Below are 23,437 nucleotides of genomic sequence, written 5' to 3' on the forward strand. Positions count from 1 at the left end.
TAACTCTAAAAATAAAGATTATGTGGTTATTATAGCAAAGAGGATACACCTGTTCCCATTCCGAACACAGAAGTTAAGCTCTTTAGCGCTGATGGTACTTGGGGGGCGACCCCCTGGGAGAGTAAGACGTAGCCACGTAATCTTTTTTATTTTAATAAAAGCCTAGAAGCACATATTGTTGCTTCTAGGCTTTTTCTGTTTTTATTTAAATATATATGCTAAAATTATAACTAAATAGACTTTCTAATAAAGGGGATCATAAAATGGGGATAATAGAGAACTTAAAACAACAAAATGTAAATAAAAAGTTAATAGAAGATGCTTTGTACTTTAAAAAATATTATAAATTAGAAGATTCTCTTCAACATAGAATATCACAATCAAATAACTATTTCTATGGGAGAGAAATATGGGATATGTGCATAGCTGCTATACTTGAAGGTGAAAATATACTTTTATCAGGCCCTAAGGCAACAGGTAAAAATCTACTTGCAGATAACTTATCTGAGCTATTTGGAAGACCTCAGTGGAATACTTCTTTTCATATAAATACAGATAGTACAACATTAATAGGAACAGATACTTTTATAGATAATGAGGTAAAGTTAAGACGTGGATCTGTATATGAATGTGCAATTCATGGTGGATTTGGTATATTCGATGAAATAAATATGGCTAAAAATGATGCTATTGCAGTACTGCATTCTGCATTAGATCATAGGAGAATAATCGATGTGCCTGGTTATGAACGAATAAATTTACATCCGGCAACTAGATTTATAGGAACGATGAACTATGAATATGCAGGTACAAAGGAATTAAATGAGGCACTAGTATCTAGGTTTATGGTTATTGATATACCGTCAATAGAAGAAGATAAACTTATGCTTATATTGAATAATGAATTTCCTGATGCAGATAGAGAAAAGTTACTTCAGTTTGCAGGAATATTCCTTGATTTGCAATTGAAATCACAAAATGGAGAAATTTCAAGTAAATCAATAGATTTAAGAGGGCTTATAGGTTCATTAAAAACAATAAAAAGAGGTCTTAGTCCTAAATTAGCAATAAATATGGGTATAACAGGTAAGACTTTTGATGAATATGAAAAGGAAATAGTAGGGGATATTATAAAAACAAGAATTCCAAGTATTTGGGAATCTAAGGATGTATTTCCACATAATAGTCTAAATGGTCAATTAGAATCAAGTTTTTAGGCTATTAATGTTTTACAAAATTAACTATAGATTTTATTTGTATACAAACACTATATAATTAGGGGAAAATTATGAAATGGATATATAATAATTATGAATTTGAAAATAGAATAAATAATTTATCTTGGACTATTTCAGGTAAATATAATGAAGATATAAGTGCATCAGAACAAGACTATACATCAAAGGATGTAGCGTTATATTTTGCTATTATGACAGGTGCAAGACATAAATATATAGAATGGAATATAGTTAAAAAATATTTATACAATAGGATAAAACAAGGATATGATTCTAATATACTATTAGGTTTAGTTCAAGTAGTTCTAAATATAATAGTAGAAGATAGAGTAATACAAGAAAGACCAGGAATAAAAGATATAAGAAAAAAAGCATATAAAGATATGCTAGATGGATTTACAAAAATATATAAAGATGATGTAATACAAAAAATTAAATATGTAATAGTATTAGAAAATATGGGTAAACATCCTTCAGTAGATGGTCTAAGTAGAAGAATTTTAAATTGTATTAGGAAGATTGATATAAATTTACCGATAATAGAAATTTTAAAAGAAATTGATAATATTTACATTAAATTTTTTGAAGGAAAAGTTATAAAATCTCAAGATATAAAAGAAAATTCTATAGAATATAAAAATGATACAGATATAGACTTTGATACATTTTCAGATTTTATGTATGAAGAGCTTTATGAAGATGAACAGAATGAGATGATTGAAAGTGAAATAAGTAATATATCCTCATCTATGTTAATTGAAAGTGTTGGAGAAATTGATATAGATATCTCTAAAAATGCTAAAGAAAGAGTTTTATATGTAGATGAAAAGACATTAGATAAAATCTATAATAAAATGGAACATTATTATGGAAAATCATATCTAAATAAAAATGAATTGAAAAAAATTGAAACTAAAAATTGCAGAAATGTACACGAAGGTTGTAGAATACATTTTACAGATGGAGTATTGAGAAGTGAATGTAGTAATGTAGCTCAAATTAAATATGTTACAAGACAAAAAGAAAATAATATAGGTAAGTTTAGAGATAAAGCTAAGATACATAAAAGGAATATAATAAAATTAAAGGATAGCTTATCAAGAATTCTTATAGAGGAAAGTGAAACTAGTAGAGTTTATTCAGATTGTGGGACTATACATGCAAATAGAGCATGGAGAGCTACAAAAAGTAGTAATAACAAAATATTTTATAAAGATATTGAAAATGAGAAGGGGAAATATGTAATTGACATATTACTAGATGGAAGTGGGTCTCAGAGCAGGAATCAAGCAAATGTTGCTACACAAGCATATATAATAGCTAATGCTCTAACCATGGTAGGTATTCCTAACAGAGTTATGGGATTTTCTAGCTTTATGGATTACACTATATTAAAAAGATTTAAAGATTATGAAGATAAAATAGAAGAAATTGAAAATATATTTGAATATTTTTGTGCAGGAAATAATAGAGATGGACTAGCAATTAAATCAACTTGTGATGGTTTATTAAATCGAAATGAAGAAAATAAAATATTGATAGTTTTAAGTGATGGAAAACCCAATGATATAAAAATTGGAAAAGATAGAGAGCGTAGTATAAGAGGCGAAATGTCATATAGAGGGATGATAGGAATAAAAGATACTGCCAATGAAGTAAGAAGAGCTAGGCAACAAAATATTTTAGTATTAGGAGTATTTACAGGAAAAGAAAATGATTTAGAAGCACAAAGGTTGATATATGGTAGGGACTTCGTATATACTAAAGATATAGAAAGATTTTCAGATATAGTGTCTATGTATTTGAAAAAAATAATTAGAAATTAAATTTTAAAAATTTTTTTCAAAATAAAAAAGGAATATTAGTATTTATGTAGAATACAATATAAGTAAGGCAATTTATCAAAATTTTTTTACATCTAGAGTATAATTTATCATGTTACAAAAGTTAGTAAAATAAATATTAAATATATATTTTAGGTTCTTGATAAAAGATTAATAGGGAAAGAGGTGTAATTCCTCTGCAGCCCCCGCTACTGTAAAGCTGACGAAATTTATTTTAACCACTATGATTTATTATTCATGGGAAGGTAAAAGAGTAGGATGAAGCTAAGCCAGGAGACCTGCCTAGTAATATTAAAGTAATTTCTTCGGGGTGGGAGAAAGTTTCTTAAAATACTTGTGTATAAAATTAGTATTGAAAAAGAAAGTCTAACCCTTTGGTTAGGCTTTTTATATTGTAAGGAGAATTAAGTATGCTTTTAATAGATAAATACGCATATACAAACAGTTTAACAGAAATAAATCCAAAGATAAAAGGAAGCATAGGCTTAATATTTTTAATAATTTCTATGGCATTTAAAAATATTTTTTGCTTGATTAGTATTATAACTTTTATGAGTTCTCTTATAGTTTTTTTAGCTAAAATAGACTTAAAAAGTTACTTAAAGCTTGTAAAAATACCGATGTATTTTTTAATAATGGGAGTTCTAATAAACCTTATAAATATATCATTTGATTCAAAAGGATTAATTTATAGTCTTAATATAATGTCTTTAAATATAGGCATATCAAATAAGTCAATAATTACATCTGTACATATATTATTTAGAGCTATTGCCTGTTTAACATGTATATACTTTTTTATATTAACAACACCATTTAATCAGATAATATTTTTATTAAAAAAGTTACATATATCAGATACAGTAATAGAGCTATCTATGTTAGTATATAGATTTATATTTATATTTTTAGAAGAAGTATCAGATATAAGAAAATCACAACAATTAAGATTTGGATACATTAATTTAAAAACATCTTATAATTCAATTGGAATTTTAGGAAATATGTTATTTAAGAGGATGATGAAAAGGTATGATGAAATGTGTATATCTTTAGACATAAAATTATATGATAGCAAATTTCACATAGTAGGGGATGAAAATGTTTAAAATAAATGACTTAAACTACAAATACGAAAAAAACTCACATGCACTAAAAAAAGTTAATATGGATTTTTCAAAAGGTGATGTGATAGGAATAATAGGATCAAATGGTTCTGGCAAATCTACATTTTTTATGAATTTAATGGGCATACTTAAGCCTACATCAGGAAAAATTTTATTCAAAGATCAAGAAATAAACTATACAAAAAAAGGTTTATATAATTTAAGAAAACAAGTAGGTATAGTATTTCAGGATCCAGAAAAACAAATATTTTATTCAAGAGTATATGATGATATAGCATTTTCTTTAAGAAATATTGGAATAGATGAAGAAACAATAAATATGAGAGTTAGAGATGCACTAGTTGCTGTTAATGGAATAGATTTTATAAATAAACCAGTACATTTTTTAAGCTATGGCCAAAAAAAGAGGGTAGCAATAGCTTCTGTTATAGCAATGGAAAATGAAATAGTCCTATTAGATGAGCCGACAGCAGGTTTAGACCCAGTAAGTACTAGATTAATAGTAGATATTATAAAAAACCTTAAACAAAAAGGTGTTAAGATAGTGATATCAAGTCATGATATGAATTTAATATATGAAATATGCGATTATGCATATGTTTTAAGTAAAGGCGAAGTGATAGAAGATGGAAGTATCGAGGAAGTATTTGTAAAAGAAGATAAAGTTATTGAAGCTGGATTAGAACTTCCTTGGCTTGTAAAACTTCATAAAAATATGAATATACCTTTATTTAAATGTGAAGAAGATTTGTATAAGTATTGGAATGATTCTGTGCTTATATCAAATCATTAATTTGCCCTAAACCTATTTTAATATAAATAGATTTTAATAATATGCTTTTCTATAAAGTAAACCCTAGATTTAAGCCGTCTAGGGTTTTTTCTTTATTTTATAACTATAAAAAAGTACGGTAGATTATAAATTCATCAACCTATGCTTTTTTTAATGAAGAATTAGTTATATACTTAAAGGAGTCATAAATTTATAGATATAGATTTAAAGTTTAATATATTGGAGAGAATCAAGGTGTTGATATTCTTTAAATTTGAACAAAAATAAGTTTTAGATTAAAATAGAGTTATATAACTGTTAACAGGAGGAAGCATATGAATTTAGATACATTAAATCCTGCACAGAGAGAAGCTGTAGAAAAGACAGAAGGCCCTGTCCTTATACTAGCTGGAGCAGGTTCGGGTAAGACTAGAGTTCTAACAACTAGAATTGCTCACCTTATAGAGAACAAAGGTGTACAAGCCCCAAATATATTAGCTATAACATTTACAAACAAAGCAGCCAATGAAATGAGGGAGAGAGTAGAAGAAACATTAGGTTCAGATACTAAGGAAATGTGGATAAGTACTTTCCATTCTTGTTGTGTACGTATACTTAGAAAAGATATAAATAGAATTGGATATAATAGAAGTTTTATAATATACGATAGTGCTGACCAGGTAACATTAGTTAAAGACTGTTTAAAAGAGCTAAACCTAAGTGATAAGGCATTTGAACCTAAAGTAGTTATAAGTACTATATCAGGGGCTAAAGATAAGCTACATAGCCCTAAAGAGTTTAAACAGATGCATATGTCAGATGCTAGAATGAGCAAAATTGCAGATATTTATGCACTTTATCAAGATCGTTTAAAAAGAAATAGTGCACTAGACTTTGATGATTTAATTTACAAAACAGTAGAATTATTAAGAACTGATAGTGAAGTATTAGAATTCTACAGAAGTAGATTTAAATATATCATGGTAGATGAGTATCAAGATACAAGTAAAGCTCAATATGAATTAATAAAAATGTTAGCAAAGGAACATCAAAATATATGTGTTGTTGGAGATGATGACCAAAGTATATATGGATGGAGAGGTGCTGATATAAGGAATATACTAGAGTTTGAAAAGGATTATGATGATGTTCATGTAGTTAAATTAGAGCAAAATTATAGATCAACTCAAATAATACTAGATGCAGCAAATACAGTAATCTCTAATAATATAGAAAGAAAAAGAAAAAAACTTTGGAGTGAAAAAAAAGAAGGCGAATTAATAAAAATTCAAGTAGCAGAAAATGAAGTTGAAGAATCTGACTTTGTATCTGATATGATAGCTAAAATAGCAAGGGAACAAAATAGATCTTACAAAGATTTTGCTGTTTTATACAGAGCTAATGCTCAAGCACGTCCAGTTGAAGATGCTTTAAATAGAAGCCAAATACCATATAACATATATGGAGGAACTAAATTCTATGAAAGAAAAGAAATAAAGGACTTAATTGCATATTTAAGAGTTATACAAAACCCTCAAGATGATATATCAATCAAAAGGATTATAAATGTACCTAGAAGAGGTATAGGGCTTAGAACGATAGAAAAAATAGAAGATAGAGCTAGTTTAAAGCAAGAAAGTATGTATTCAGTTCTTATAGATATAGAGTCAAATTCAGACATATCTACTAAAGCAAGAAATAGTATAAGTGCATTTGTAGATACAATAGGTACGCTAAGAACTATAAAGGAAGTTTATCCTGTAAGTAAATTAATAGAAAAAGTATTAGAAACAACAGATTACTATGAATATATAGATGATTTATATAAAGGAGATACAGAAGAAGCTAAAGATAGAAAAGATAACTTAAAAGAATTTATATCTATAGCAATAGAATTTGAGCAAAGTAGTGAAGATCAGAGTCTAGAAGAATTCTTAACAGGTGTTGCACTTACATCTGAAAGTAATGAAGAAGAAGAAATTGATAAAGTATCTCTTATGACTATTCATACATCAAAAGGATTAGAATTCCCTGTTGTATTCTTAATAGGAATGGAAGAAGGTCTATTCCCTATATCAAGAGCTGTAAGGTCTATGGCAGAGTCAGATATAGAAGAAGAGAGAAGACTTTGTTATGTTGGTATAACAAGAGCAAAAGAAACATTATATATGACATTAACTCAAAAAAGAACTTTATATGGAAAAACAAATCCATCAATTGCATCTAGATTTATGGAAGAATTACCTAAAGAGTGTATAGAAAAGCTAAACAAAGAAGAAAAGCAAATTACTTCATACTCAAAGGCAAATTATAATGTATTAGATAAGTATAAGCAAAAATATATGACAAATGTTAATAAGTCAGCTGTTGCAACAAAAGTTAATGCTACAATTAAAGACACAACTAAAGAGTCGAACTTAGACGATATAAAGCCTGGTGCAAAAGTACATCATCCTAAATTTGGAGTAGGTACTGTTGTGGGTATGATGGGATCTGATGTAACTATAGCATTTGAAAAACAAGGAATTAAGAAGATAAACAAGGAATATACAACACTAGATGTATTATAAAAAATAAATTAAATAACTTGTTAAAAATAAACTGTGCATAAGCTATGTTAATAAAACATAATTATGCACAGTTATTTAAATAAATTTTGTTAATCAGGGAGGCTATACCAATGGAACAAAAGAAATTTGCGCAAGATTTAGTAGACTTTATATATGAAAGTCCTACGGCTTTTCAAGCTGTAGAAACATCTAAAAAGTTGTTACAAGAAAATGGATTTAGAGAGTTAATATTAAATGAAAAGTGGAATGTTGAAGTAAATGGAAGATATTATGTGACTAAAAATTCATCTGCATTAGTAGCTTTTACAGTTAATTCACAAGATGTAGAAAAAGAAGGTTTTAGAATAGTAGGTTCTCATTCTGATTCTCCAACATTTAGAATTAAACCTAAAGCAGAAATGGTAGTAGAAGGTACATATTTAAAATTAAATACAGAATGCTATGGTGGACCAATACTAAATACTTGGTTAGATAGACCATTAGCTATAGCAGGAAGAGTTGTTTTAAAAGGTGAAAATGCATTAAGACCTGTTGAAAAGATGGTTAACATTAAAAAGCCAATATGTATAATACCAAATGTAGCTATACATATGAATAGAACAGTAAATGAAGGATATGCATTAAATAAACAAAAAGACATGTTACCGCTAGTAGGTTTAATAAATGAAAATTTAGAAAAAGATAATTTTTTATTGAAGCAACTAGCTAAAGAATTAGATGTAGAGTTAGAAGAAATCATTGATTTTGATTTATTTTTATATGAATTTGAAAAAGGAAGCTTAATAGGTCCTAATGAAGAGTTTATATCAACAGGAAGATTAGACAACTTATCTATGGCACACTCAAGTTTACATGCACTTATAGATGCAAATGGAAGTAAGGGTGTAAATGTAGTTGCTGTATTTGATAATGAAGAAGTAGGAAGTTCTACTAAGCAAGGTGCGGATTCAAATATGTTAATAAATATACTAGAAAGAATATGCCTATCTTTACAAAAATCAAGAGAAGAATTCTTTAGTGCAATATATTCATCATTTATAATATCAGCAGATTTAGCACATGCAGTTCATCCTAATATGGTAGATAAGCATGATCCAACAAGTAGACCAGTTATGGGCAAAGGTCCTGTTATAAAAATAAATGCTAATCAAGCGTACACAAGTGATGCTCAATCTATATCTGTATACAAATCTATATGCAAAGAAGCTGGAGTTAATTATCAAGAATTTGTAAATAGATCAGATGAAAGAGGTGGAAGTACTATAGGACCTATATCATCTACGCACTTAGACATACCGTCAGTGGATGTTGGTAGTCCTATACTTGCAATGCACTCTATAAGAGAGTTAGGAAATGTAGAAGATCATTACAATATATATAAGACATTTAATAAATTCTATGAGATATAAGTAAGGAGATGAAATACCATGAGAATAGGGCTATGTCTCTCTGGTGGAGGAGCTAAGGGATCATATCAAGCAGGTGTAATAAAAGCACTTTATGATAGAGGAATAAATAAATTTGATGCTATATCAGGAACATCTATAGGTGCAATAAATGGATATTACATATTCACAGGAAATGTTGAAAACTTAGAAAAAATGTGGACAAGTATTGAAACAAATCCTGAAAACGATATTAGAATAGTGGATAACACTGTGGATAATTCGTATGTTATCGATACCCTTAAGGCACTTGATACCGAAAATAAACAGGAAATGGATTTTTATGTGAACTATATAGAGATTTATAATAAAAATGTTAGGGAAAAGGTAGAGAATGTAAAAATACTAGGAGAAAAAGAAAGCTTAAGTGCAGTAAAATACAGCTCTTTATTACCTTGTAATCCAAAAGCAAATTTACCTTTAAAACAACAATTTGTAAAAGATGTAAGTGAAGGATTATATGATGGGTTTAAGCTTGATGGAGGATTATTAAATAATACTTTAATAGAACCATTATTAGAAAAAACTGTGGATAAAATTATAGTTATATCCACAGCACATGACTATGTTTTACCCGATGAAATAAAAAATGAGTACAATGCAGATAATATAATTATAATAAGACCTGAAACTGCTTTTGAAAAAGGAGATACGTTAAAATTTGAAAAAAATTTCTGTACACAAATGTATAATAAGGGATATGAAATAGGAAAAAACGTAAAACTAAATATATAAGCCTAAGATATTATTGTTTTATATAAGTGTAAAAATATGAACGCTTTTATGTAAATAAATAGAATTGTAGCGAATTTTATTGAATAAACTGCTAAATGTTAGTATAATATAAAGGTTCTTTAAATTAGAAAAAAATATATGGAGTTGATATAAATATGGCAACTAAGAGAATAGCAGTTTTAGGTGGTCCTAGATGTGGTAAAACTACATTAATACAACATTTATATGTTGAGATGAAAATAGCAGGATTAGATGTAGGTTATGCTTTAGAGTATTCAACAGAATATTTAAAAGATAAAGGTATGATAGAGACTATAGCAGAGCAGTATGGAATCTACTTAGGTCAAAAGAAAATAGAAGATGAATTATCTACATTTGATTATGCCCTTACAGATTATGCTACTTTTGTACCTTACATATACGGAAGATTTATGTTAGGTAACAGAGATAGATCTAAAAAAGAAATACAAATACTTAAAGATTTATATTGCCTAGCAATAGAAGATATGCAAAATTACGATATGGTAGTATATGTTCCAAGAGAATTTGGATATGTACAAGATGGAGTTAGATGGCAAGATGAAGATATAGCTATTCAAATAGACGATGCTATATTAAGTTTCTTAAAAGCGGAAAATGTTAACTTTGTAGAAGTTAAAGGTTCTACTAAAGAAAGAGCTAAGCAAATATTAGAGTTATTAAATATTGATTATCAAGAAACGCCACAATTAAATGAAGAAAAATAAGCTACTATTAATTTAGTAGCTTTTTACTTTCTATAAAAATGTAATACTAAATATAATATTATTAATTTAAATTTTAGTGAGATTTTTCTAGAAGTTAGTATATAATAATAGAGTAAGATTACATATAAAAGTTTTAATAATGAAAGGAAGATGAACATGGAAAATAAAAACCCAATAGTAACTATAGAAATGGAAAATGGAAAGAAAATAGTAGCAGAGTTATATCCACATATATCTCCTAATACAGTAAAGAACTTTGTAACATTAATTAACCAAGGATTCTATAATGGAGTAGGATTCCACAGAGTAATAGAAGGATTTATGATACAAGGTGGATGCCCAGATGGAAATGGTATGGGTGGACCAGGACATGCTATAAAAGGAGAATTTAGAGGTAATGGATTTACTAATAACTTAAAGCATGAGCCAGGAGTATTATCAATGGCTAGAACTATGGCACCAAACTCAGCTGGTTCTCAATTCTTTATAATGCATAAAAACTCTCCACATTTAGATGGACAATATGCTGGATTTGGTAGAGTAATAGAAGGTATGGATGTTGTAAATGAAATAGCTACAACAGCTACAGATAGAGCTGATAGACCTAAAACTCCACAAGTTATGAAGTCTGTAACAGTTGAGACATTTGGTCAAGATTACTCTGACGTAGAAAAAATGTAATAATTGGAAAATGTATTTCTATAACACCCTCAAATTTGTAGGGTGTTTTTATTTTAATAAAAATAAAAAGGCACTGACATTGTCAGTACCTTAATTGAAATGTATATAATTACATATTATTTACAGCGCTAGTTAAGTTAGGAACTAATTGTTTCTTTCTAGAAACAACACCTTCAGCAAATACTCCTTGATTAGCATCTACATTAAAGGCTTCAGCTATTACGCTATCGTTAGCTTTGTATATTAAGTAAGAACCTTCTTTTATTATATCAGTTATAGCTAAAACTAACATATCATAATCAGTAGAGTTTATATAAGATAAGAATTCATCTTTTTTAGCAAATATAGAATCTATATCTAAAGTGAATACTTGACCTATACCAACTCTTTTTCCGCTCATACTAAACTCTTTAAAGTCCATGTTTACTATTTCTTCTATGCTATATTCATCTAATGAAGTTCCTGCTTTGAACATTTCCATAGCATAACTTTCCATATCTACATCAGCTATTTTACTTAATTCTTCGCACGCTTTTTTATCCATATCTGTAGTAGTTGGAGATTTGAATAATAAAGTATCTGATAATATAGCAGATAATAAAAGACCAGCTATATGTTTAGGTACCTCAACATTATTTTCTTTGTACATTTGATAAACTATAGTACAAGTACATCCAACAGGCATAACTCTGAATGACATAGGTACATCAGTAGCTATTCCTCCTATTTTATGATGATCAACTATTTCAACTATGTTAGCTTGCTCTATACCATCTGCACTTTGAGCATATTCATTATGGTCAACTAATACAACATTTTTCTTAGTTGGATTTAGAAGATGTTTTCTAGATACTAGCCCTAAGAATTTTTTGTCATTGTTAACAACAGGATAAGCTCTAAAGTTTGTATTTAACATTGTATTTTTTATATCATCTGCATAATCATTTTCATTGAAAATAACTAAATTCTCAGTTAAAACAATATCGCTTAAGAAGTTACATTGATTTATTACATTAGATGTTTTGTATGTATCAGATTTTACAGAGACAACAGAAACTCCGTTTTGCTTAGCTAAGCTTAATAAATCATCAGATATAGTAGTTGAACCAGCTAAAACTAAAAGTTTTACTTTAGCATCTATAGCATATTCTATTATATCGTATCTATCTCCTACTATAGCTATATCTCCTTCTTTTAATATGTCCATAACACTGTCCATACCAAAAGATAAAGTAACTACTCTACCTTTTACATCTTCGTTACAATTTACAAGTACTGAACCATCAAGATTCTTGCATATATTAGATAAAGATGTATGTATAGTATTGAAATGTTGGTGAAGTAAACTCTTAGCTATCTCTTGCATAGTAACTAATCCTATAAACTCGCCGTCATTAGATACTATAGGTAAAGTTTTAACTTGAGTACTTTCCATAAGATTGTAAGCTTCTAATATAGATGATGATAATGATAAAGCTTCCACTTTATCATAGCTTAAATCTTTAACTTCTATTTTTACATTTTTTAAAATTTGAGGAGCTTCTACTTTAAAGTAATCTAAAGCATATAAAGCTTCTTTTCTTACCTCTCCTAGAGCGTAAGGTATAGCTTTTTCACCTAATTCATTTTTTAAGTGAGCTAATGAAATTGAAGAACATATAGAATCTGTATCTGGATTCTTATGTCCGAAAACTGATAATGTCATATTAAATACTCCTTTCATACCGTAACATATATACGATTTGATAATATGCTAAAAATATATAATTTAAATTAACAAAATATTAATTAATAAAATTTTAATATGTAATATTTTTGTAGCCTTTATAAATATATTTGTTAATAACAAAAATATTATATCAAAAGGAGGAAACGATGTGTTGCGAAAATCGAAAAAAGTTGAGAAAGTACTTATATTATTACCCATTTTAATACTGGTAATAACAGGTTCGTATTTTATACATAAATTTAAAAGTAATCAAAATATATATAAAGATACTGATAGAGTTATGAATACCATAAGCCAAGTGTTAGATTTAAGTACAGTAAAGTATAAGTATACTAATGTAATAACTGTTAAAAAGGATAAAAGTATAAATGAGATGAAAATACCATTTACAGAAAAATCATTTATAATAAAATACAATGGAATAATTAATGGAGGGGTAAAACCAGAAGATATAAAGATAGTAAAAAACAATGGAGAGTCTATACAAATACAAATAGATAAGTGTGAGATATTAGATCATTATATAGATAGTGATAATATATATGTATATGATGTTAAAAGTTCTCTGTTTAATAAGTTAGAAATTCAAGAAGTATTAGATGATATAAATAAGTATAAAAAAGAATATGAAGAAAAAGCATTAAAGGAAGGTTTAATGGAAGAGATTAAAAGGAGCACAAAAACTAGCATACAAAATATGCTTAAAAATATAGGCTATAAAAATGTCGTAGTAGAGTTTAAATAAAATATTAAAAGTGAGTATGAAAAAGATAGGATTTAAATTTAAAATTCTATCTTTTTTTATATAAATTTGAAAATATATATTAATAGTAAATTAAGAATAATTTCTTGTAGCTATATAGATAATAGAAGTGATATAAAAATTTTATGAAAAAATAATAACAAATACATTGATTAAAATTTAACTAATACTTAACAAAAATAAAATATTTATAAAAACAGTATTTAAAAGCATATTAAAAGGTTAGAAAAAGAAGCAATTTACTAGTAAATTAAAATAAAAACGTTTTCAATAATTTAAAAAGATAAAAAAATAACAAAAAATATTGACACATTTAGGGTGTTAATGTATTATCTAAATATAGCAAGTTTGTTAAATAACTAACGCAGTTTAATATAAATTATCATTTGGGAGGACCAACAGTATGAGTAAAGAAGTTAAAAAAGCTAAAGAAGTAAAACAAGAATTCAGTGTAGAAAACATGATAAACGATTTAGTAGAAAAAGCTAATGTAGCAAAAGAAGCTATGTTAAAGTTAGACCAAGAAGCAGTTGATAAAATAGTAGCAGCTATGGCTAAGGCAGGTCTAGATAAGCATATAGAACTTGCTCAAATGGCAGTTGAAGAAACTCAAAGAGGTATATTTGAAGATAAAGTAACTAAAAACATATTCGCAACAGAATACGTTTATAATAGTATAAAGTATAAGAAAACGGTTGGGGTAATAGAAGAAAATGAAGAAGAAGGATACATGATGGTTGCAGAACCAATAGGTGTAGTAGCTGGGGTTACTCCTGTTACAAATCCAACTTCAACTACAATGTTCAAAACATTAATATCTATGAAGGGTAGAAATCCAATAATATTCAGTTTCCATCCATCAGCTCAAAAATGTTCATCAGAAGCAGCTAGAATATTAAGAGATGCAGCTATAGAAGCTGGAGCACCAGAAAATTGTGTACAATGGATAGAAGTTCCATCATTAGAAGCATCAAGTGCATTAATGAAGCACAATGGAGTATCTTTAATACTAGCAACTGGAGGACCTGGAATGGTTAAGTCAGCTTACTCTTCAGGAAAACCAGCACTAGGAGTTGGAGCAGGAAACGTACCTTGTTTCATAGAAAAGAGTGCAGATGTTAAACAAGCAGTAAATGATTTAATATTATCTAAAACATTTGATAACGGTATGATATGTGCATCTGAGCAAGCTGTTATAGTAGAAGAATGTATATATGATGAAGTAGTAGGATTAATGAAATCTTATAACTGCTACTTTGTAAATGCAAAAGAAAAAGAATTATTAGAAAAAACTGTTATAAATCCAGAAACAAAATCATTAAACCCTAATATAGTTGGACAAAGTCCATACACAATAGCTAAAATGGCAGGATTTGAAGTACCTAAAGACGCTAAAATGTTAGTAGCTGAAATAGGTGGAGTAGGAATGGATCATCCATTATCAAAAGAAAAATTAAGTCCAGTATTAGCTTGTATAAAAGCTAAAGATGCTAAAGAAGGAATACAAAGATGTGTGGATATGACTGAATTCGGAGGATTAGGACATTCAGCAGTTATACATTCAAATAATGATGATGTAATATTAGAGTTTGGAAATAGAGTAAGAACAGGAAGATTATTAGTAAATGCACCATCTACTCACGGAGCTATAGGAGATATATACAATGTAAATACTCCATCATTAACTTTAGGATGTGGATCAATGGGTAATAACTCTACAACAGACAATGTATCTGCTGTAAACTTAATAAACGTTAAGAAAGTTACTAAGAGGAGAGTAAATATGCAATGGTTCAAGGTTCCTGAAAGAATATATCATGAAGTTGGTTCAATACAATATCTAGAAAAATTACCAAATGTTGAAAGAGTAATGATAGTTACTGATAGAATGATGGTTCAATTAGGATATGTTGATAAATTAGAATACAACTTAAGAAAAAGAAGAAATCCAGTTATGATAGAAGTATTTGCTGATGTAGAACCAGATCCATCTGTAGATACAGTATTAAATGGTGCTGAAGCAATGAGAAAGTTCAAGCCAGATACAATAATAGCTTTAGGTGGAGGATCTGCAATGGATGCTGCTAAAGGTATGTGGTTATTCTACGAAAACCCAGAAGCAGACTTTGAAGATTTAAGACTTAAGTTCATGGATATAAGAAAGAGAATATACAAGTTCCCTAAATTAGGAAGACAAGCTAAAATGGTAGCTATACCAACTACTTCAGGAACTGGTTCAGAAGTAACTTCTTTCGCAGTTATAACTGATAAAGTAAACAATGTTAAGTATCCTTTAGCTGATTATGAGTTAACTCCAGATGTAGCTATAATAGACCCTGCTTTCGTAATGTCAGTACCAGCAGCTGTTACTGCAGATACAGGTTTAGACGTATTAACTCATGCTATAGAAGCTTATGTATCTATAATGGCAACTGATTATACAGATGCTTTAGCTATGAAAGCTATACAAATGGTATTTGATTACTTACCAAAATCATATAAAGGAGCTAATACTGCAGAAGGTAAAGAAGCTAGAGAAAAAATGCACAATGCATCTTGTATGGCAGGTATGGCGTTTGCAAATGCTTTCTTAGGAGTAAACCACTCATTAGCTCATAAGTTAGGATCAGAATTCCATATACCACATGGTAGAGCAAATGCTATATTATTACCACATGTAATAGAATACAATGCAGCTATGCCAACTAAGTTTGCTGCATTCCCTAGATATAAGTCATTCGTAGCAGATAAGAAATATGCAGAAATAGCTAAGATGTTAGGATTAAAAGCTAACACTACAGAAGAAGGTGTTAAGAGCTTAGTAGAAGCTGTTAGAAACTTAATGAAAGAAGTAAATATGCCAATGTCTATCCAAGAATGTGGAATAGAAGAAAAAGCATATCTTGATGCAATAGAAAAATTAGCTTTAGATGCATTTGATGATCAATGTACTCCAGCTAACCCAAGATTACCATTAGTAACTGAGTTAGTTGATATATATAAAACAATATATCCATCAAGTAAAGCAAAGCTAAATGAAAAAAAATAATCAGATACAGAAAGAAATAAATTAATTTTATAAAAATTCAGAAAAATTACATTGACTATGCAATTAAAACGTAATACAATGTAACTAAATAAACATAACACAATAAGAGGGGCCTATTAAGGCCCCCTTTTTGTGGTTATAATAAAGTATCTATATATTAGATTTAAACATAGATACTTTTTCAAAATTATTTTTTATATTAATAACAGAACCTTCATAATTTACTTCAAAATTAGCAAAAGCAGAGAATAGATCTATATCCCTCATAAGATGAACAGTCATATCATGAGTATTTTTATTTAGTCTAAGTATTATAGACCTTACAAAAGGAAATTGAATTCTAGAACCAAATAAATCGGATCCATTATTATCTATATCTAGGCTACGGTAATTCAAATCTACAAATAAATCTATATCATTATCTTCTTCTCTTATAACTCTATATTCAAAGTCTGTATCTAAGTTTAAGTTTCCGACAGTTATCATGTTTATACCTCATTTCTAAATTCATATTAGAAACATTATATCTTATAAATTAATTATTAACTAGTTTTAATAAATAAAAGAGCTTTCGTTGGGGGAACGAAAGCTCAAAATTGGGGGAGATTGAGTTAAATATTTAATTTTATATTACTAGTATGGACAGATATATTTAGTTTATACATTAAAAATCAAAAATAAAAAAGTCGCTTCGCTCCTGTCGCCAACGACTTCGTCCGTTGCTCAAAAATGTCATTTTTTACTTTCACAAAGATATTGATATTACTATACTCTATAGGTTATCTACAGTTTTTGATGTATCATAATATCCTTAAACGTAAAAAATGGATGCATATGCATCCATCTTATTATCTTTTTTTAGGTATAAATTTAGGCCCTAGGTATTTTCTTATTTCATCTTCAGGAGAGAAATCATCTATAAGTATTTCTCTTCCAGTATCTTCGAATACTACTAAAACTTCACAATCACCTTGTAAGAAAAATTTTCTAACTGTTTCTTCTCTTACTTCTCTTACCTTTGTTATGTTTTTCTTAGTTTTTTCGTAATCCTTAGTGAAGTAACTATCCATCATATTTATTATCTTAGTATATCTATTCATAAAATTGCCTCCTATAATAAGTCTTAAAAAATGTGTTATAATAATTGTTTGTATTAACTTAATAATTATAACAAGGAGTAATAATAATGACTAGTATAAAAAAGAATGATATTTTAAATTGTATAGATTATTGTAAAAAAAATAGACTGTTTGATAGACTAAATAGCATTTATGCTACTTTACCAAGTGGAAACTGTACAGGATGTGGTAATTGTTGTATGGAATCTGTAGGGATAAATTTAATAGAGTTTATAAATATATTTGAGCACTTAAAGAGTAATGATAAATTAAGAAAGAAATGTTTAAGTAAAGTTTTAGATTATTATTTTTTAGAATTTGTTCAAAAAAGTGCATGCCCTTTTAAAGATGAAAATAATAGATGCCTTATATATGAAGTAAGACCTTTAAACTGTAGATTATTTGGTCATTGGAAGAAAGATGATTATAATAAAAATTTAGAAAATGTAACTCAAAGGAATATAGAATATAATAAAGTAATAAAATCTAAATACGGGTTTGACATAAATGATGAAGTAGTGAATTATAAAATAAAATATTGTGAGGATTTTGTACCACAAAATGGACATATGGATAAGTCAACAAGATTAAGTTTTGCGGATGAATTGATGATACTTGACTCTAATATTTACTCTAAGGGAATAATAGATATAGAGTTTAAGGATAGAGGCGTTGTAGAGTATTTTATAGACTCAATGTTAAATGAAGATACTGCTTACAATATAAAAATAAGAGTTTCAAAAGATGAAAGTGTAAGACAAACAGCTATAAATAGATTAAAAAAGATATTATTATAAAATGGGTGATTAGATGGAGTTAACTAAAGTAAATGGAAGTACCTTTTATATAAAAGGAGGTACGAATACAGGAGTATATATTTTTAAAGATAATAGTGCTTTAATTATAGATCCGGGTTTAGGCGGTTTAAGGCCTAAAAAAATAATAAATATATTAAATTCACAAAATACTGATTTAAGGGCGATAATTAATACTCATGAACATAATGATCATTATGCTTCTTGTAACCAGTTTAAAAGTCATTATAAAGCTTTAGAAATAATGTCATCAGAGTATTCAAAAGCATTTATAGAAAATCAAGAACTGTTTTCGAGCTATATACTTGGTGGAAAAAATAATCTGTTTATGGAGAGTAGATTAAAGCGTAAAGGATCTTCAGAAAAAATTGAAATTAATAAAGTTGTTAAAGAAGGAATATTATCTATAAATGGAGTAAATTTTAATATAATAGATTTTAGTGGACATACACCTGGATGTATAGGTATATTGACGCCTGATAATGTACTTTTTGTAGGTGATTTATTAATAGATTCAGATATGTTTTCTAAATTTGATTTTTTATTTATGTCTGATACGCAAGCTTATTTAGATTCTTTAAATAAATTAAGATATATAGAATATGATTATTTGGTTTTAGGACATGGTAAAACAATAATATCGAGAAATGATAGCGAAGAACTAATAAATGAGCATATAAATTCAATAAATAAGTATATAAATCAAATATTAGAAGAGTTAAAAGTACCCATGGGTATAGATAACTTATTAAAAAATATAATATTAAAGAATGATTTAAAGAACAATTACAAGGAATATCATTTCTTTAGATCTTCATTAATTTCTGTAATTAGTTATTTGGCAGAGTTAGAAAAAATAGATTATACATTAGATAATGGAGAATTGTATTATTATACCAAAAGAAAATAAATTATGATAAAATAGATATAGCTGCAAAAATAGAACAAGGGGTGAGTGAGATGGAATACGAAAGATGGGATGAAGTATTAGCTCCTTATGACCATGCTGTTGAAGAGTTAAAAGTAAAGTTTAAAAATATAAGAAAAGAATTCTTAACAAAGGGAGAATATTCTCCAATAGAATTTGTTACAGGTAGAACTAAAAAAATTGCATCTATAATCTCAAAGGCTAATAGACTTAACCTTGAAGATATAGAAGGTGAAATGGAAGATATAGCTGGTATAAGAATAATGTGCCAGTTTGTTGAAGATATATATACTATAGTAGAGCTAATTCAAAGTAGAAGCGATATGACTGTAGTTTACACTAAAGACTATATAGAAAATTTTAAAGATAGTGGATATAGAAGTTACCATGTAATAATAAAGTATCCTATAAACTCTATAGCAGGTTCAAAAGAGATATTGTGTGAAATACAAATAAGAACTTTAGCTATGAATTTCTGGGCAACAATAGAACACTCTTTAAAGTATAAGTATGAGCACTATATACCAGAAAATCTAGCAATAAGATTAAGACGTGCTGCAGATGCTGCATTCTTATTAGACCAAGAAATGAGTGAAATAAGAGAAGATATAATGAAGGCTCAAGTAATGTGCCAAGTTAAATCTATTACAGTGAGAGATGTCTTAAATAAGATTCAAGAGTTATACAACTTAGGTGATACCCATAAAGCTCTTGTATATCAAAGAAGATTAGATAAAATAGATACCGAAAGAGATATAGCAGAAATACTACATCTTAAAAAAGAAATAGATTATCTATTAGAAAAATATAATAGTAACAATAAAAGTGATTAAGTAGTTATCCATATTATTGGATAACTTTCTTTTTTAAATTATAAATAATTAGGAAATAATATAGAAATAAAGATATAATCAGAAAGGAAAATAGATATGAGTTTATATGCAATAGGAGATTTGCACTTTTCAACATCAGTAGATAAACCGATGGATGTATTTGGTGAAAATTGGGCTGGGCATGAGCAGAAAATAATAGATAGTTGGAAAAATAGTGTAAAGGAAGACGACTTAGTATTAGTCCTAGGAGATACTTCTTGGGGTATAAACTTAAATGAAGCAAAATCAGATTTAGACATAATAAATAACTTACCAGGAAACAAAGTGTTTATTAAAGGAAATCATGATTATTGGTGGACTACTGTTACAGGTCTAAATAAGTTATATGAAAACATGAATTTTTTACAAACTAATTTCTACGAATATGGAGATTATGCTATATGTGGTGGTAGAGGATGGATGTGTCCAAATGATGTTAAGTTTGATGAAAATGACTTGAAAATATATAAACGAGAAGAAAATAGACTTAGATTATCTCTTGAAGCTGCTCGTAAAAAAGGATATAAAAAATTAATAGTGATTACTCACTATCCTCCTACTAATGATAAATTAGAGGATTCTATATTTACTAAGCTTTTTGAGGAATATAATGTAGAGAAAGTAATATACGGTCACCTACATGGTAAAGAATCATTTAAAATGGGACTTAAAGGTGATAAAAATGGAGTAGAGTACATACTAGCATCTTGTGATTATACTGATTTTAAATTAATTAAAATTTTAGATTAATAAAACAAAAAATTGTAAATACTATAAACTAAATGGTTAAAATAGGTATATTGGGGGATTTTTGTTTCAATATACAAAAGAAGGAGATGTTTATAAATGAGATGGGTATTAGTGTTCTTATTTTTATACCTTATTCCCTTAGTAATATTATTTAGGAATTATAGCAATTTCAAAAGATCTTGCATATATAGTAGTATTTACGTAGTATTAGTAACAAGCATAGTCACAACCAATATTTACATGAGTGGCCTGAATAAAATAAAAGAAGCTATGTATTATCAAAACTATTTAAATGATGGCAAATATGATGATAGATACGCTTCTAATTTTGATAAAAATGTAAATGAAGAATATTCAAATCAGAATAAAGATAAAGATGTTGCTAGTATAAAAGAAGATCAAGCAAAAGAAAATAATAAAGACATTAAAAAGGAACAGTCACAATTAAACGAAGATAATAAAGAAAAGCAAAGTCAAGAAATGAAGCCAATAGAAGAAATACAATCAAAAGAAAAGACAGATAAAGACATTATATTTAATTTTAAAAAACAAATTTATGATATAGAAACAATTGCTCTTATGCCGATGAGAGATTGTATGCCTTATACTAAAAATATTTCAGAAAATATAAAAAATCTATCTAATATAAAAGAAGATTTAAAGTATGCTCAAAAACAATGTAATGAAGTTATTAAAACATATGAAAAACTTGATGTACCAGTACTATCTAAACAAGAGTATACAACAGTATTAGAAAACGCTAAAAATGATGTAAAGAAAGCATATGAATTGAGAGAAAAAGCTATGGAATATTCTGTGAAACTCGTAGATACTAAAAATCCAAAATACGTAGGTAAAATAACAGAATACTTAAAGCTATCAGATAATCAAATAGCAAGCTTTAAAGATAGAATATCAGATTTAAACAAAAAAATAGAAGAATAAAAAATTAAGTTTATGTAAATTATTATAAAGCTTGCCTTTTTAGGTAAGCTTTTTGGTATTATATACATATAATTAAAGTACGAGCTTTGATTTATAATTTAACATATGATATAATTTTCGATTAGAAAGTTCAATAGGTAATTAGGGAGGACAATATGAATAAACTAAATATATGTATTGATATAGATGGAACAATAACAAATCCATATCACTTTATTCCTTATTTAAATGAACTATATAATAAGGAAATAACAGCTGATGGATGCTATACTTATGATTGGCAAGAACTATACGGGGTTGATATGGATACAATATTACATGAATTCCATACTACCTATATGCACTCTTACGGTGAAGCTGAAGTTGTAGAAGGAGCTAAAGAGATAATAGCTAATTTATATACTAAGCATAATCTGTACTTTGTAACGGCTAGAAATGAATCTTTAACAGAAGTTACAACAAATTGGCTAAATGACAAAGGATTTTCATCAATAGATGTGTACTTATTAGGAAGTGATAATAAAATAAGTAAAGCTAAAGAATTAGAGTGTAATATCTTCATAGAAGATAATCCTGCTAATGCATTACAATTAGCTAATGAAGGAATGACAGTATTATTAATAGATACTAATTACAATAAATCTGTTGAACATGAAAACATAACTAGAGTTGAAAATTGGAATGATATAAATGAGATTATAGAGTCATATAGTTAAGTATCATTTAATTTGGGGGAGGTGATCTTGTGGTAGAGTTAAGTATACAAAATAAAAAAGGTAGTATCCAAGTTAACAGTCAAGAAGTAAAGGATATTATAGGATTGCGTCCAGATTTTGAGTATATACAAGATATTTCTAATAGCATTAATCAAGAAAATATAATGGCTTTTGACTGTCAGTTATCAGGAGATATATTTGAAATGGCTGAATTAGAAGAAGTCCTTGAAGAGCTAGGAGAAGAAATAGATGAATCTTACTTCAATGTATTGTTTGAGGATATAAGAGCATATCTAAAAGATGCTACAGATGAGATTGAAGAGGAGATACAAGATAAGTACTCATTTGATAATGTAAGATGCTTCTTTGATGTATATAATATAGATGAAACATTTACAGATTTTAAATTTGTATTTTTAGTAAGCTTTAAAGAAATTAAAATTGCATCTCTTACTAATTTAGCTAAACTAGTAGGGAAGAGACAACTAGTAGGAGCTTCGAAATTTTATAGTTAATATAAATTAAAATAAAGAGAGTATCTTTAATAAATTAAAGACACTCTCTTTTTATCATTTAAATATAAATTTTAAATTT

At 27.7% G+C, this 23,437-nt stretch carries 21 protein-coding genes, 1 rRNA gene and 1 riboswitch; of the genes, 19 read left to right on the top strand and 3 right to left on the bottom strand.

Translation table 11 applies throughout. The annotated features are described in order from the left end of the window. Nucleotides 1-21: 21 nt before the first annotated feature. The 10 genes from rrf (at nt 22) to BLP75_RS12250 (ending at nt 11,158) form a co-directional block, all read left to right on the top strand. A 5S ribosomal RNA gene (gene rrf, locus BLP75_RS12205) occupies nt 22-138 on the top strand. 125 nt (nt 139-263) lie between these two features. Further along, nucleotides 264-1,217, top strand: a complete 954-nt coding sequence (locus tag BLP75_RS12210) for an AAA family ATPase (RefSeq protein WP_092726462.1) — start codon at nt 264-266, stop codon at nt 1,215-1,217. A 71-nt stretch (nt 1,218-1,288) separates the two neighbouring features. After that, nucleotides 1,289-3,064: a cobaltochelatase CobT-related protein gene (locus BLP75_RS12215; RefSeq protein WP_092726463.1), complete on the top strand. Its 1,776-nt coding sequence runs from the start codon at nt 1,289-1,291 to the stop codon at nt 3,062-3,064. 134 nt (nt 3,065-3,198) lie between these two features. Next, nucleotides 3,199-3,382: riboswitch (cobalamin riboswitch) on the top strand. Nucleotides 3,383-3,492: 110 nt separating this feature from the next. Continuing rightward, on the top strand, nt 3,493-4,191 hold the full coding sequence (cbiQ, locus tag BLP75_RS12220; RefSeq protein ID WP_092726466.1) for a cobalt ECF transporter T component CbiQ: 699 nt from the start codon (nt 3,493-3,495) through the stop codon (nt 4,189-4,191). Then, nucleotides 4,184-5,002 (top strand): energy-coupling factor ABC transporter ATP-binding protein, encoded by an 819-nt coding sequence (locus BLP75_RS12225; protein WP_092726468.1) that lies wholly within the window; start codon nt 4,184-4,186, stop codon nt 5,000-5,002. The genes cbiQ and BLP75_RS12225 overlap by 8 nt, the downstream gene beginning before the upstream one ends. Nucleotides 5,003-5,316: 314 nt before the next feature. Beyond that, the gene (locus tag BLP75_RS12230) at nt 5,317-7,551 is read left to right on the top strand and encodes a DUF3553 domain-containing protein (RefSeq protein ID WP_092726469.1); all 2,235 of its coding nucleotides are present in this window, start codon (nt 5,317-5,319) and stop codon (nt 7,549-7,551) included. A 110-nt stretch (nt 7,552-7,661) separates the two neighbouring features. Next, entirely contained in the window at nt 7,662-8,960 is a 1,299-nt protein-coding gene (locus tag BLP75_RS12235) for a M18 family aminopeptidase (protein ID WP_092726471.1), read from the top strand. Nucleotides 8,961-8,978: 18 nt separating this feature from the next. Continuing rightward, a complete protein-coding gene (locus BLP75_RS12240) occupies nt 8,979-9,731 on the top strand; it encodes a patatin-like phospholipase family protein (RefSeq protein ID WP_092726473.1) in 753 nt (250 codons plus the stop codon). A 155-nt stretch (nt 9,732-9,886) separates the two neighbouring features. Continuing rightward, nucleotides 9,887-10,477: an AAA family ATPase gene (locus BLP75_RS12245; RefSeq protein WP_092726475.1), complete on the top strand. Its 591-nt coding sequence runs from the start codon at nt 9,887-9,889 to the stop codon at nt 10,475-10,477. 156 nt (nt 10,478-10,633) lie between these two features. Next, the gene (locus BLP75_RS12250) at nt 10,634-11,158 is read left to right on the top strand and encodes a peptidylprolyl isomerase (protein WP_092726477.1); all 525 of its coding nucleotides are present in this window, start codon (nt 10,634-10,636) and stop codon (nt 11,156-11,158) included. Between the two features lie 109 nt (nt 11,159-11,267). Here the strand turns inward: BLP75_RS12250 and BLP75_RS12255 are convergent, their stop codons facing one another. After that, on the bottom strand, nt 11,268-12,863 hold the full coding sequence (locus BLP75_RS12255) for a putative manganese-dependent inorganic diphosphatase (RefSeq protein ID WP_092726478.1): 1,596 nt from the start codon (nt 12,861-12,863) through the stop codon (nt 11,268-11,270). Between the two features lie 172 nt (nt 12,864-13,035). On the opposite strand from BLP75_RS12255, the gene BLP75_RS12260 reads away from it, so the two are divergent. Then, complete coding sequence (locus BLP75_RS12260) at nt 13,036-13,632, top strand: DUF4230 domain-containing protein (RefSeq protein ID WP_092726480.1); 597 nt, start codon at nt 13,036-13,038, stop codon at nt 13,630-13,632. Between the two features lie 421 nt (nt 13,633-14,053). Then, nucleotides 14,054-16,699: a bifunctional acetaldehyde-CoA/alcohol dehydrogenase gene (gene adhE, locus BLP75_RS12265; protein ID WP_092726481.1), complete on the top strand. Its 2,646-nt coding sequence runs from the start codon at nt 14,054-14,056 to the stop codon at nt 16,697-16,699. Between the two features lie 150 nt (nt 16,700-16,849). On the opposite strand, the gene BLP75_RS12270 is transcribed toward adhE, so the two are convergent. Together BLP75_RS12270 and BLP75_RS12275 are read right to left on the bottom strand one after the other, a co-directional pair. Then, a complete protein-coding gene (locus BLP75_RS12270; protein WP_092726483.1) occupies nt 16,850-17,185 on the bottom strand; it encodes a hypothetical protein in 336 nt (111 codons plus the stop codon). A gap of 362 nt (nt 17,186-17,547) precedes the next feature. Next, on the bottom strand, nt 17,548-17,799 hold the full coding sequence (locus BLP75_RS12275; RefSeq protein ID WP_092726484.1) for a hypothetical protein: 252 nt from the start codon (nt 17,797-17,799) through the stop codon (nt 17,548-17,550). Between the two features lie 86 nt (nt 17,800-17,885). Between BLP75_RS12275 and BLP75_RS12280 the strand changes: the two genes are divergently transcribed. The 7 genes from BLP75_RS12280 to BLP75_RS12310 all read left to right on the top strand — a co-directional run bounded on the left by BLP75_RS12280 (nt 17,886) and on the right by BLP75_RS12310 (nt 23,358). Then, entirely contained in the window at nt 17,886-18,614 is a 729-nt protein-coding gene (locus tag BLP75_RS12280) for a YkgJ family cysteine cluster protein (protein WP_092726485.1), read from the top strand. Nucleotides 18,615-18,627: 13 nt separating this feature from the next. Continuing rightward, the gene (locus BLP75_RS12285; protein WP_092726486.1) at nt 18,628-19,542 is read left to right on the top strand and encodes an MBL fold metallo-hydrolase; all 915 of its coding nucleotides are present in this window, start codon (nt 18,628-18,630) and stop codon (nt 19,540-19,542) included. A 50-nt stretch (nt 19,543-19,592) separates the two neighbouring features. Continuing rightward, nucleotides 19,593-20,393: a GTP pyrophosphokinase gene (locus tag BLP75_RS12290; RefSeq protein ID WP_092726487.1), complete on the top strand. Its 801-nt coding sequence runs from the start codon at nt 19,593-19,595 to the stop codon at nt 20,391-20,393. Nucleotides 20,394-20,489: 96 nt separating this feature from the next. Continuing rightward, a complete protein-coding gene (locus BLP75_RS12295) occupies nt 20,490-21,182 on the top strand; it encodes a metallophosphoesterase (RefSeq protein WP_092726488.1) in 693 nt (230 codons plus the stop codon). A 96-nt stretch (nt 21,183-21,278) separates the two neighbouring features. Then, complete coding sequence (locus tag BLP75_RS12300; RefSeq protein ID WP_092726489.1) at nt 21,279-22,127, top strand: hypothetical protein; 849 nt, start codon at nt 21,279-21,281, stop codon at nt 22,125-22,127. Between the two features lie 155 nt (nt 22,128-22,282). After that, nucleotides 22,283-22,843 (top strand): 5' nucleotidase, NT5C type, encoded by a 561-nt coding sequence (locus BLP75_RS12305; protein WP_092726490.1) that lies wholly within the window; start codon nt 22,283-22,285, stop codon nt 22,841-22,843. 29 nt (nt 22,844-22,872) lie between these two features. Next, nucleotides 22,873-23,358, top strand: coding sequence for a hypothetical protein (locus tag BLP75_RS12310; RefSeq protein ID WP_092726492.1), 486 nt, complete (start codon nt 22,873-22,875; stop codon nt 23,356-23,358). Nucleotides 23,359-23,437: the final 79 nt, after the last annotated feature.

Source organism: Romboutsia lituseburensis DSM 797 (assembly GCF_900103615.1).
Taxonomy (GTDB): Bacteria; Bacillota; Clostridia; order Peptostreptococcales; family Peptostreptococcaceae; genus Romboutsia_F; species Romboutsia_F lituseburensis.